This is a genomic window from Sphingomonas cannabina (assembly GCF_021391395.1).
In the GTDB taxonomy this organism is placed as follows: domain Bacteria; phylum Pseudomonadota; class Alphaproteobacteria; order Sphingomonadales; family Sphingomonadaceae; genus Sphingomonas; species Sphingomonas cannabina.
Map to the genome: position 1 here is coordinate 990,817 of NZ_CP090059.1, position 11,272 is coordinate 1,002,088.

The following is an 11,272-nucleotide window of genomic DNA, read 5'->3' on the forward strand; positions in this document are numbered from 1 at the left end:
TATGGAGACTTGGAAAATGAAGAGCTGGTTCATCACTGGCGCCTCACGCGGCTTCGGCCTGAGGATCGCCCGCCTCGCCCTCGAACGGGGCGATAACGTCGCCGCCACAGCCCGCCGCGCCGAGGCGGTCGCCGAAGCCATTGGCGAGCATCCGAACCTGCTGGCCCTGCCGCTTGACGTCACCGACGAAGCTCAGGCGCAGGCGGCGGCCGCGGCGGCAGTCGAGCGCTTCGGGCAGATCGACGTGCTGCTCAACAACGCCGGCTTCGGCCTGCTCGGTGCGGTCGAGGAGGCGAGCGTCGCGGAGGTCGAGCGCGTCTACCGCACCAACGTGTTCGGCTTGCTCAACGTCACTCGCGCGGTCCTGCCGCAGATGCGCGCGCAGCGTTCGGGCCGGATCCTCAACATCTCGTCGATCGGCGGCTATCGCGCCGGCCCCGGCTTCGGCGTCTATGCCTCCACCAAATTCGCGGTCGAGGGCCTCTCGGAAGCGCTCCGCGCCGAGCTCGCGCCGCTGGGCATCCACGTCACGGCTGTCGAGCCGGGCTATTTCCGCACCGATTTCCTCGACGCCTCGTCGCTTTCGGTCAGCACCACCGGCATAGCCGATTACGACGGCACCGTCGGCGCGGTGCGCCGCGTGGCCTCCAGCCTCAATCACGGCCAGCCCGGCGATCCCGACAAGCTGGCCCGCGTGCTGGTCGATTTCGCCGACGTGCCCAACCCGCCCGTCCGCCTGCCGCTCGGCAGCGACACAGTCGCGGCGATCGAGGCCAAGCACGCTTCCGACGCGGCGATCCTTGCCGAATGGCGCGAAGTCTCAATCTCGACCGACTTCGCCGCCTAGAGTCGGTCGCGGCTTTGGTTGGCTCTCCTCGCAGTGACGAGGGAGGCAGGCACAGGTTCAACCTAAGCTCGGCAGACTCCAGGATCTATCGCCGGTCGCCCTTGTGGCGGCCGGCGCCGCTTCACAGCCGCCGCCGGAACTCGCTGGGCGTCATCCCAACCAGCTTGCGGAACGCGGCCGTAAAGGCCGAGGGCGTCTGGTACCCTACTGCCAGCGCGATCTCGGTCACCGGCAGCTCTGGCACCGCGAGCAGCCGCCGCGCCTCGCCGATGCGCTGCATCACCAGCCACATATGCGGCGTGTGGCCGGTCGCCTTGCGGAACGCGGTGCAGAAATGGAACCGGCTGAGGTTCACCAACGCCGCCAGTTCCTCCAGTCCGATCTCCTCGTCCATGTGCTCGCGCATGTAGCCGGTCACCTTCTTGACCTGCCAGTCGGCCAGCCCGCCGCGCGGCGCCGTCACCTCGAGCGCGGCGAAAGAGCTGTGCCCACGGATCAACTGAATGCACAGGAGGTCGATCGCCTGCTCGACGAACAGCCGCGACGACGGATCTCCCGCCCCGGCTTCGCGGCTCAGCAGCTCCATGATCCGCGCCGCCGAGGGATCCTCGAACCCCACCCGGCCGAGCAGCTCGACCCGCCTGCCGCCCGCGAGCTGGTCGGCGGCCGCCTGCAGCCGCGCGTCGGGCAGATAGACGTGGCTCACCTCGATTGGGCCGGCGATGTCCCAGCGCCCATCGTGTCCCTCGGGGATCAGCGTGATCGTGCCGCTGCGGGTGCGCGAGGCGAAGCGCCGGCCGTCGGTGCGCCAGACAATGTCCTGGTCGAGCCCATAATAAGTCATCACTACATGGGTCGACATTCCCGCGAGGGTATCGTGCAGCGCCCCGTGGCCCCAGCGGTTGGTCAGCAGCGTCTCGCCCTGCAGCGGCTCTCCGGCCACTTCGGGCGGGCGGTCGAGGATGCGCGCGATCCGCTCGACCGCATCATCCGCCCTCGGTGTCGCGCTTGCCTCCATGGAGGCCGTGCATAACGCGAAATCGCGCCGGGGACATCCGCCGCCGCAATATCGCGACAGTCGTCGCAAACGGCGGACGGTGAGGCGCGCTGCCCCCGGCTACTCCCTGCTCATCGGACGCAATCGGGCGCCGACATCAAGAGGGAGTACGGATCATGAGCAAGACCATTCTCATCACCGGCGCGGGCTCGGGCTTCGGCAAGGGTGCCGCGATCGGCATGGCCCGCAACGGCCACAACGTTATCGCCACCGTGCAGGTCTCGCCGCAGGTGACGCCGCTGCGCGAGGAAGTGGAGGCCCTCGGCCTCTCCGACCGCATCCGCGTCGAGCGCCTCGACCTCACCGATCCCTATGACATCCAGCAGGCGGTCGGCTGGGATTTCGACGTGCTGTGGAACAACGCCGGCCAGGGCGAGAGCGGTCCGGTGTGGGAGATCCCGCTCGACCTCGTCCGCCGCAACTACGAGATCAACGTCTTCCTGCCGCTCGATCTCACCCAGCGCGTGGTCCAGAAGTGGGTCCGCGAAGGCAAGAGCCAGGGCAAGAAGGTGGTGTTCACCTCCTCGATGGGCGGCCTGTTCACCCCGGCCAACTGGGGCACTTACGTCTCGACCAAGCACGCCCTGGAATCGATCGCCGAGGCGCTGCAGCAGGAGCTCGCGGCTTACGGGGTCAAGGTCCAGACCATCAACCCCGGCGCCTACTATACCGGCTACAACGAGACGATGGCCGACAACGCCTTCCGCTGGCTCGACGACAGCAAAAACTTCACCAAGCGCGCCGATCTCCGCAAGGGCTTCGACGACTTCTTCGCCACGCCGGAGGGCAAGATGGACGCGCAGGAGATGATCGATCGCATGATCGAGATCGTCCCCGCCGACGAGGGCAAGTTCCGCAACGTCGTCCCCCTGACGATCGAGGACATGCTGAAGCAGCACCAGCTCCAGGCCTGGGAGAACCGGATCTGATCCGGCTCCCGCCCGGCCGCGGCTCCTTCCTGACACCGCGGCCGGGTCCTCACCCAAGAAGGAAAACGATCATGAGCATCACCCAGGCACAGGCGGATACCGCCATCGCCGCAGCCGTCCGCGAAGCACGGGCGATCGGCGTCCCCATGAACATCGCCGTCTATGACGACGGCGCCAACATGAAGGCCTTCGTTCGGATGGACGGTGCCTTCCTCGGTTCTGCCGACATCGCGCAGAACAAGGCGCGCACCGCAGCGCTGTTCGGCTTCAACACCGAGGCGCTCTACGAATTCGTCAAGCCAGGGGGCACCTCGCCGGGCTTCGACCAGACTAACGGCGGGCTGATCGTGTTCGCCGGCGGCATCCCCGTCCGCAATGGCGAAGATCGGCTGATCGGCGCCGTTGGCGTGTCGGGCGGCGCGGTCGCTCAGGATTATCAGGTAGCTCAGGCTGCCGTCGCAGCCCTCGCGGCCGATGCGTGAAAGGAACCCTGACAATGGCAAAGATGATCAAGACCGCCGCCGCCGCTTTCGCGGCAACCATCGCCGCCTGCACGCTGGTCCTTGCCCCGGGCCATGCCAACGCCCAGCAGGCGAGCGAGACCGAGCGCAACCGGGCGCTGGTCGCCAGAGGCATGGAGGCCTGGGCCGACGGCACCGGAAGCCCGTACGACCTGCTTGCCGACGACGCGCGCTGGACGATCACCGGCAACGCGCTGGCGGCAAAGACCTATCCCAGCAAGGAGGCGTTCCTCGCCGAGGTGATCCGGCCCTTCAACGCGCGCATGCGTGATCGGCTGATTCCCAGCGTCCACCGCTATTATGCCGAAGGCGACACGGTGATCGTGCATTTCGATGCGAGGGGCACGGCACGCGACGGCAAGCCCTACGTCAACAGCTATGCCTGGATCCTGCGCATGCACGACGGGAAGATCGTCGAGGCACATGCCTTCTTCGATGCGATCGCCTTCGATGATCTCTGGAAGCGGGTTTCCCCGGCACCGCGCCCGTGAAGCCGGCTTCAGCCGGAATAGACCGGCACCCTGCACGGCAGGGTGCCGGCGAACCCCGCCAAGACATATCTTTTTGGGACTTGGTCAGATGGAATGACCGCCTCCACATCATTCCGATCGATCACGTGGCGAAACATACGGTCATGGTCACGCCGGAGCCGGTCGCGCTTCGAAATCGAACTCGCTCCATTCGGCTTCTATACCAGAACGGCGACTTGAACGAATGGTCATCCTCGTCTCCGAAGACGCGGTCGTTCGCAAACCGGCGCTCTAGGCCCTCGCTCGAAAATGCAGCCTCACGAGCGGCCAACTCCTTCTGAGACCATTCCAGAAACTCCGATACGCGCGACGATCGCTCGGTCCCTGCCGGTACAGTCAGGCCGTCCATCAATCGTTTCAGTCCTTCGATATTCGCAAGATCGTTCAACACCACATCGAGCGCTTCTTTGCGGCGGTCCGCGATATGCTTGAGCCGCAAGGGCCGCTCACGCTCCAGTCGCTCCTCTCGATGCTTGCGCTCGTCTTCCTCGCGACGCGCGCGCTTCCCGCTTCGCCGTAGCAAGGACCGCCAATGCGACTGCAATGTCGCTGGCTAGATTCTGGAGACGCTGGATCTTGGCATCGCGGAAGGTCTTTCGGGGAGCACCACCGCCAGCGATGTAGACGCCCTCCATTCGAAGCCGAGTTGACCGGTGCAGATATAGTCCCATTCCGGAAATATCGGACGTGGCTCAAACTCCCTGCCCCATGGATTTCCTCGGCGACGGCGTTCGCACTTCTTCCGCCACGCGGCCTCCTCGACGCCATCCAGCGGGGCACCCAGCGCCCGACCTTGGGCCGTCCGCCGGTGCCGTCGAGATGGTCGACCGCGATCCGCTTCAGGGTCTTGAGCTTTTCGCCGGCATTGGCGGCGGCGACGCTTTCGCCCGCGATGTCCGCCACGGTCCGCGTCATCACCTCGCGGTCGCGGACGAGATCGAAGAACGCACCGTCCGTCTGCCACCAGTCGGCCATGTCGAGGCCGATGTGGAGCCCGGCGGCCTCGATGACCGGCGATCCGGCAGCGAGGGTTTCGACGACGACGACGGCGAGCACGTCGAGCACCGCCGCGTCAGGAAGGGCGAGGAGGCGCCGGAAAATCGCGGCGAGCACGTCGCCCTCGTAGGCTGCGGGCTCACCGCCGACCACGGTCGGGTCCTCGGGCGGGAAACCGAGCAGGCCGAGCACCGCGCGGCGGCGCTCGTCGAACACGGTTTTGGCGCGGGCGGTCTCGACGCTCTCGCGGGTTTCCTCGCCGTGCGCGGCCTGCGGCTCGGGCCGGACGCTCCACAGCGGCGAGCCGGCGATGGCGTGCGCGACCATCAGCCGGAGCGCGATCGTGGGATGGGCGAGCAGCGCCGGCCGCATAGCGGCATGGCGGTGCAGGTCGATATAGGCCTGCATCGCGCCGCTGACCTCGGGCCGCGGCGGCTTGGCGACCGTCTCGGGCGCGGCACCTTGCCCGCCGCCGAGCGCGCGGCGCGCCTCCTTGCGCGAGAGATAGCCCTCGTGGAAGACTACCTCGACGCTCGCGCGCACGTCAATGTAGACGCGGCCGCCCTTCTGCTTGGGCGCCTTTTCATATTATTCCCAGCTGTGGAAATGCTGGTCGGGCGGGACGATCACCGCGTCGGCCCATCCCGCCGCGAGATAGTCGGCGCGCCGCGCCTCGACGGCGGCATTCTGGTGGGTCCAGAATGCCTCGCTGTCGGCGAAATAGGCCTCCTCGTCGAACAGGTCGGCGACGATGGCGAGGCCGCTCGCCGCAATGTCGAACAGCGCGCGGGCGGTGCTGATCGACTGGCCGCCGAACAGCCATGCCTTGAGCTGATGGCCGGTCGGGACATAGGCGTCGGGGTCGTCGGCGAGCGCGAGCCAGGCACGCTGCTGGCGCTTGCTGGCGAGGGTCAAGTGACGGACGGTCACCCGGTCGATTTCCTCGCGCGTACATCGCGCGGATGCGCGGGAGCAGGTTGCCGAGCGCGAGCAGGCGGCGGACGGTGAGGTCGGGCAGGCCGAAGGTTAGCCCGATTTCCTCGACGCTGCGGCCTTCCTTCACCCGCCGGGTGAAGGTCTCCCATTGAGTGTCCTCGTCGGGGTCGAGGCGGGCGAGATTCTCGATTAGCGAGGCCTCGATCGCGGCGGCATCATCGCCTTCGTCGAGGATGCCGCACGGCAGGGTGACGTCGGGGTCCGCCTCGCCGGCGGCCTTGCGTTCCTCGGCGACCAGCGTCGCGGCGTGGAAGCGGCGGCATCCGGCGACGATGCCGAACCGGCCGTCGTCGGCGGATGCCGCGCTGGCGCACGGTCGAGAGGTCCGACACGTCGGGCGGACGCTTGGCGTGGCGCATGTTCGCCTTGTCGACGAAAGGCTTGTCGAGCGGGATGAATTCGAGTTTCATGGGACTTGCTCCTTCGAAGGGGGCACCGGTCCCGCCTCCGTCAGCAGCCCCTGGAGGCGGGACCGGTTCGATGAGCGGCGAACGGCCGCTCGCTTTTTTCCGCCGCCGATCCTCGGCGGCGGAAGCTCGATGAAAAGCGATAGGGGTCATGTTGCCGCCCCGGCGCATCCGTTCCACGCCGCGAGCAAGGCGCGGTGACGGGCCAGCAGCCAGTCGGCGGTCTTGCTCGCTTGCGCGGCGGCGCGGAAGATCGCGCGATTGTCGCCGCCCAGCACGTCGAGCCAGCCGGCGAGATAGTCGGCGTGGCGGACGGTCGGCACGACGCCGAGACTCGCGCAGAGGAAGGCCGCGCCCATCTCGGCGACCAGCTCCTCGCGCGCATAGTCCTTGCTGCCGAACGCGCCGGTCTGGTTGCGGCCGAACCGGGTGGGGTGGCCGGTCGCGTGGGTCTTATGCCGATATCGGCATAAGACCCATAATGCCGCGATCCGGATTATGGGTCAGCTCGTGAAGGCAGGTGCGATAGTAGTCGACGGGTTCGAAGAAGGCGCGCGGCGGCGGGACCTGCACATAATCGTGGGCCGGCACATAGAAGGCGCGGTCGCCGCCGATGCGGACATCGACCTCGCTCGCCGCGATCACCGCCTCGGCGACCGGCATGATCTCCCGCTCGGGGAGCGGCGCCGGATCGGCGGCGAGGCCGGGGCGCAGCCCCTCGCACTGCGCGACGTTGAACAGGGTGAAGCGCTTGAGGAAGGGGATGGTCCTGGCATGGTCGCCGTCGCTCCCTTGCGATGACGGCAGCGCCGCGTCGCCCTCGTTCGCCCGCCGACGCGCGCCCGCTCCGCCTGCGGCACGAACCGGTCGGCATAGACGACGGTGGTGCCGCGCTCGCCCTTGCGGACCGTGCCGCCGGCCTCGCAGGCTTGCCGGAAGGTGAGCCAGCCCTGGCTGGGGAAGCCGCGCTCGATGACCGCGCGCCACAGGATCAGGATATTGATCCCCGAGTAGGGGCGGCCGGTGAGCGCGTTACGCGGCAGGCCGACCGCCGGCCCGGCGCCGGGAGTGCGACCCCAAGGCTGCACCCAGGGTCGGCGCCCCGCCTCAAGCTCGGCGATGATGCGGCGGGTGACCTCCGAGTAGAGGCTGGCGCGGGACTCCGGCTGGCGGGCCGTACCGGATGCCCGCACGCGACGGGGCGGCTTGCGCCTGCTGCGACGATCGGGTTTGGCGCGCATGTCTCACCTCCTCCCGCCCGGGCTCCCCGAGGGCGACCGCTGCGGGTCAGGTGCGCGCGTGATTCCACCATCTCGCGCACCTGACCCCTGGGAGCGGGGTGGGCGGCGAGACGCGACCGAAGAGGCCCACTCACATGAGGCGGGCCGCACCCATAGGGCCGGAACGAAGAGGAGGACGCGGGGCGCACGCCCCGCGTTGCGGCCCGCCGGAGCGGGCCTAGCAGGGAGCGCCGCCCACCGCGCGACCAGGGTCAGGCAACCGCAACGCCATCGCGAAGCGATGACCGCATGGCCATCGCCTTGTCCATCATGCGGCGCCGGCGGCGTTGGCGGCGAAGAATCGCGCGCCGTGCCCTTCGTATCTTTCCTGATCGTCCGCCCGAGAGAAGCGGTTCAGAGCAGGAACCGGAGGTGCACGATGCGCGACAAGTCACACGACGCCGGTCTGGATCCCGTCCTGATGGCGCTGCTCGCCATAGTGCTGATGGCTGCCATCGTTCTCGGCATCCTGTTCAAGCTGTGGGCCGCGACCGGCCTGGGATGAGACGGCGCGGCGCGCCCGGCCGCGGTACGACCTGCATCACGGCATGAGCGCGACCTTCAATCCGCCTTTGCACCAGTGGCGAGCAGATCGCGGACTTCGAGCAAGGCTAAGCGGGGCGTCGCCAGCGCCGCGATGTCGATGCGACGCGCCTCGATCATTGCGCTGTCAGCCAGGTCGGTTGCCGCCGGCGTGGCCGATTAGGCGAGCCCGAACACCTATCGGCGAACTGTCATGCGTCGGCGGCGACGGTGAGCTGCTCGTCGTCGTCGACCGGCAGGTGGAACTCGTGCCACAGGCCGTTGAGGATGCCGAAGCCGACCGCGAGGCCGAGGCCCAGGACCCAGCTGAAATACCACATGGTTCGACTCCTCAGTAGAAATCGGGGGAAGCGGCGACCTGCTCGGTAGTGACACGCCCCCACATCACCCGGAATGCCCAGGCGGTGTAGGCGAGCACGATCGGCAGGAAGATCGCCGTTACGATCAGCATCAGGAACAGCGTCGACTCACTCGACGAGGCGTTCCAGACGGTGAGGCTAGAGCGTGGATCGATGCTCGACGGCAGGATGTAGGGGAACATCGCCAGGCCGACGGTCGCGATGATGCCCGCCGCGGCCGCAGAGGAGCCGGCGAACGCAGCGGCCTCCGATCGCCTGAGGATGCCGAACAGCGCCAGCGCCGCGCCGCCGAAACCGAGCACCGGCGCGGCGATCGTCCAGGGATGCGCCGTGTAGTTGGCGAACCACGCCCCTGCGGCCGGCTGGGTCAGCGTGCGGAGCGGATTGGAGAAGCCGCTCGGGTCGACCGCGTTCGCCGTGCGGTAGCCCATGCCCGCGACCAGCTGCCAGCCGAGCGCAAACAGCAGGATCACCGCAACCCCGGCCGCCAGGCCGAAAGCGCGGGCGCGATAATGGACCGGCCCCTCCTCGACCTTGATCGCGAGCCAGGCGCTCCCGTGCAGCACGAGCATCGCGACCGAAAGCAGGCCGCAGACGAGTGGGAATGGCGTGAACAGGTCGAGCAGCGAACCCCCGTACCAGGCGCGCAGGTCGCTATCGATGCGGAAGGGCACGCCCTTGAGGACGTTGCCGACCGCGACGCCGAACACCAGCGCTGGGACGAGGCCGCCGACGAACAGCGCCCAGTCCCAGCGCGCGCGCCATTTGGGATCGGGCTTCTTCGACCGGTACTTGAACCCGACCGGGCGCAGGATCAGCGCGGCCAGCACCAGGAACATCGCCAGGTAGAAGCCGGAGAAGCTCACCGCATAGACGAACGGCCAGGCGGCGAAGATCGCACCCCCGCCGAGGATGAACCAGACCTGATGGCCCTCCCAGTGCGGAGCGATCGAGTTGATCACCATGCGCCGCTCGGCGTCGGTGCGCGCGACGAAGGGCAGCAGCGCGGCGATGCCCATGTCGTAGCCGTCGGTCAGCGCGAAGCCGATCAGCAGCACGCCGAGCAGCGCCCACCAGATGATGCGCAGGACTTCGTAGTCGAGGAATTCCATCGTCCGATTCCCTTCTATTCGGCGGCGACCGGCACGGCGGCGGGCGCGCGGAACGTATCCGGCTCGTCCTCGACGGGGCCATGGCGGATGGTCGCGAGGATCAGCCGTACCTCGATCACCGCCAGCGTGCCGTAGAGCAGCGTGAAGCCGACGATCGTCGTCCACAGCGCGGCCGGCGTGAGGGTGGAGGTGGCGAGGAAGGTCGGCAGCACGCCTTCGATCGCCCAGGGCTGGCGCCCCATCTCGGCGACGATCCAGCCAAGCTCGATCGCGACCCAGGGCAGCGGGATCGCGAAGAGCGCCAGCCGATGGAACCAGCGCGCCTCGAGATGGCGCCTGAGGCTCGCAAGCAGGAACGCGGTCGTGAACAGTGCGATCATCAGGAACCCGATCAGCGCCATCGTGCGGAAGCTCCAGAACATCAGCGGCACGCTGGGAACGGTGTCCCAGGCCGCCTTCTCGATCAGCGCCGGCGTGGCGGCGGCGGGATCGGCGACGTAGCGCTTGAGCAGCAGCGCATAGCCGAGGTCGCGCTTGTGCGCTTCGAAGTCGGCCCGCGCGGCCACATCCTGCGGCGCAACCTTGAGCCGCTCGACCGCACGATAGGCGGTAACGCCGGAGGCGATGCGCTCCTGCGCGCGGAGCACCAGCTCGGACATGCCGGTGACCTCGCCGTCGATGCTGCGCGTGGCGATCAGGCCGAGCACCCACGGGATTTGCACCGAATAACGGGTGGTCTGCGCGACCGAATCCGGTATGCCGATCAGCGTCAGCCCGGCTGGCGCTGGCTCGGTGCGCCAAGCCGCCTCGATCGCGGCGAGCTTCATCTTCTGGTTGTCGGTCAGCGCATAGCCGCTCTCGTCGCCAAGCACGACGACCGACAGCGATGCGGCAAGCCCGAACGCGGCGGCGACGACGAAGGAGCGGCGGGCAAAGGCGGTCCATTGCCCGCGCAGCAGGTAGAACGAGGAGATGCCGAGCACGACGACCGCGGCGGTGACGTAGCCCGCGCTGACGGTGTGGACGAACTTGGCCTGCGCGACCGGATTGAAGATCACCGCGCCGAAGTCGGTCACCTCCATCCGCATCGTCTCGGGATTGAAGGCGGCGCCGACCGGGTTCTGCATCCAGCCGTTGGCGATCAGGATCCACAGCGCCGACAGGTTGGTGCCGAGCGCGACCAGGAAGGTGACGGCGAGGTGCGCGACCTTCGACAGCCGGTCCCAGCCGAAGAACATGAGGCCGACGAAGGTCGCCTCGAGGAAGAAGGCCATCAGGCCCTCGATCGCGAGCGGCGCGCCGAAGATGTCGCCGACATAATGCGAGAAATAGGACCAGTTGGTGCCGAACTGGAACTCCATGGTGAGGCCGGTCGCGACGCCCAGCACGAAGTTGATGCCGAAAATCTTGCCCCAGAAGCGCGTGATCTGCCGCCAGATCGGCCGGTCGGTCATCACATAGATCGCCTCCATGATGACGAGCATGAAGCTGAGCCCCAGCGTCAGCGGCACGAAGAGGAAATGATAGAGCGCCGTCAGCGCGAACTGCAGTCGCGACAGATCGACGACGCTCGGGTCCAGCACGTCCATCGGTTCAAGCCTCCCTGTGCCGCGAGCTCGCCGCGGCGGCGCCCTTAGACGCAACTCGGACGAGGTCCTGTATTGGGGAAACCCCGTATTCAGCGTCGGGCCCGCG

The 11,272-nt window shown here is 67.8% G+C and carries 13 protein-coding genes and 1 pseudogene; 5 read left to right on the top strand and 9 right to left on the bottom strand.

Going from position 1 to position 11,272, the window contains the following annotated elements:
- The first annotated feature begins 16 nt into the window (after nucleotides 1-16).
- Nucleotides 17-847 (top strand): oxidoreductase, encoded by an 831-nt coding sequence (locus LZK98_RS04940; RefSeq protein ID WP_233785289.1) that lies wholly within the window; start codon nucleotides 17-19, stop codon nucleotides 845-847.
- Nucleotides 848-968: 121 nt separating this feature from the next.
- On the opposite strand, the gene LZK98_RS04945 is transcribed toward LZK98_RS04940, so the two are convergent.
- Nucleotides 969-1,865, bottom strand: coding sequence for an AraC family transcriptional regulator (locus LZK98_RS04945; RefSeq protein WP_233785290.1), 897 nt, complete (start codon nucleotides 1,863-1,865; stop codon nucleotides 969-971).
- 155 nt (nucleotides 1,866-2,020) lie between these two features.
- Between LZK98_RS04945 and LZK98_RS04950 the strand changes: the two genes are divergently transcribed.
- The 3 genes from LZK98_RS04950 to LZK98_RS04960 all read left to right on the top strand — a co-directional run bounded on the left by LZK98_RS04950 (nucleotide 2,021) and on the right by LZK98_RS04960 (nucleotide 3,845).
- Nucleotides 2,021-2,833 carry an SDR family oxidoreductase gene (locus LZK98_RS04950; RefSeq protein ID WP_233785291.1) on the top strand — a complete coding sequence of 271 codons (813 nt, stop codon included), beginning with the start codon at nucleotides 2,021-2,023 and terminating at the stop codon, nucleotides 2,831-2,833.
- Nucleotides 2,834-2,904: 71 nt separating this feature from the next.
- Nucleotides 2,905-3,315, top strand: a complete 411-nt coding sequence (locus tag LZK98_RS04955; RefSeq protein WP_233785292.1) for a GlcG/HbpS family heme-binding protein — start codon at nucleotides 2,905-2,907, stop codon at nucleotides 3,313-3,315.
- Nucleotides 3,316-3,329: 14 nt separating this feature from the next.
- Nucleotides 3,330-3,845: a nuclear transport factor 2 family protein gene (locus LZK98_RS04960; RefSeq protein WP_233785293.1), complete on the top strand. Its 516-nt coding sequence runs from the start codon at nucleotides 3,330-3,332 to the stop codon at nucleotides 3,843-3,845.
- 121 nt (nucleotides 3,846-3,966) lie between these two features.
- Here the strand turns inward: LZK98_RS04960 and LZK98_RS04965 are convergent, their stop codons facing one another.
- The 5 genes and pseudogenes from LZK98_RS04965 to LZK98_RS04975 form a co-directional block, all read right to left on the bottom strand.
- Complete coding sequence (locus tag LZK98_RS04965; protein ID WP_233785294.1) at nucleotides 3,967-4,323, bottom strand: hypothetical protein; 357 nt, start codon at nucleotides 4,321-4,323, stop codon at nucleotides 3,967-3,969.
- Nucleotides 4,269-5,423 (bottom strand): hypothetical protein, encoded by a 1,155-nt coding sequence (locus LZK98_RS20600; RefSeq protein WP_319937533.1) that lies wholly within the window; start codon nucleotides 5,421-5,423, stop codon nucleotides 4,269-4,271. The genes LZK98_RS04965 and LZK98_RS20600 overlap by 55 nt, the downstream gene beginning before the upstream one ends.
- Before the next feature lie 45 nt (nucleotides 5,424-5,468).
- Nucleotides 5,469-5,810 (bottom strand): hypothetical protein, encoded by a 342-nt coding sequence (locus LZK98_RS20605; RefSeq protein WP_319937534.1) that lies wholly within the window; start codon nucleotides 5,808-5,810, stop codon nucleotides 5,469-5,471.
- A gap of 221 nt (nucleotides 5,811-6,031) precedes the next feature.
- The gene (locus tag LZK98_RS20610; RefSeq protein WP_319937535.1) at nucleotides 6,032-6,286 is read right to left on the bottom strand and encodes a hypothetical protein; all 255 of its coding nucleotides are present in this window, start codon (nucleotides 6,284-6,286) and stop codon (nucleotides 6,032-6,034) included.
- Nucleotides 6,287-6,432: 146 nt separating this feature from the next.
- Nucleotides 6,433-7,524: pseudogene (locus tag LZK98_RS04975) on the bottom strand (ArdC family protein).
- Nucleotides 7,525-7,942: 418 nt separating this feature from the next.
- On the opposite strand from LZK98_RS04975, the gene LZK98_RS20520 reads away from it, so the two are divergent.
- Complete coding sequence (locus tag LZK98_RS20520) at nucleotides 7,943-8,068, top strand: hypothetical protein (protein ID WP_264757868.1); 126 nt, start codon at nucleotides 7,943-7,945, stop codon at nucleotides 8,066-8,068.
- A gap of 229 nt (nucleotides 8,069-8,297) precedes the next feature.
- Here the strand turns inward: LZK98_RS20520 and cydX are convergent, their stop codons facing one another.
- The 3 genes from cydX to LZK98_RS04990 are packed head-to-tail and all read right to left on the bottom strand — an operon-like array spanning nucleotide 8,298 to nucleotide 11,157.
- Nucleotides 8,298-8,426 (bottom strand): cytochrome bd-I oxidase subunit CydX, encoded by a 129-nt coding sequence (gene cydX / locus LZK98_RS04980; RefSeq protein ID WP_233785295.1) that lies wholly within the window; start codon nucleotides 8,424-8,426, stop codon nucleotides 8,298-8,300.
- 11 nt (nucleotides 8,427-8,437) lie between these two features.
- Nucleotides 8,438-9,577 (bottom strand): cytochrome d ubiquinol oxidase subunit II, encoded by a 1,140-nt coding sequence (cydB, locus tag LZK98_RS04985; protein WP_233785296.1) that lies wholly within the window; start codon nucleotides 9,575-9,577, stop codon nucleotides 8,438-8,440.
- A gap of 14 nt (nucleotides 9,578-9,591) precedes the next feature.
- Complete coding sequence (locus LZK98_RS04990; RefSeq protein ID WP_233786510.1) at nucleotides 9,592-11,157, bottom strand: cytochrome ubiquinol oxidase subunit I; 1,566 nt, start codon at nucleotides 11,155-11,157, stop codon at nucleotides 9,592-9,594.
- Nucleotides 11,158-11,272 lie beyond the last annotated feature (115 nt).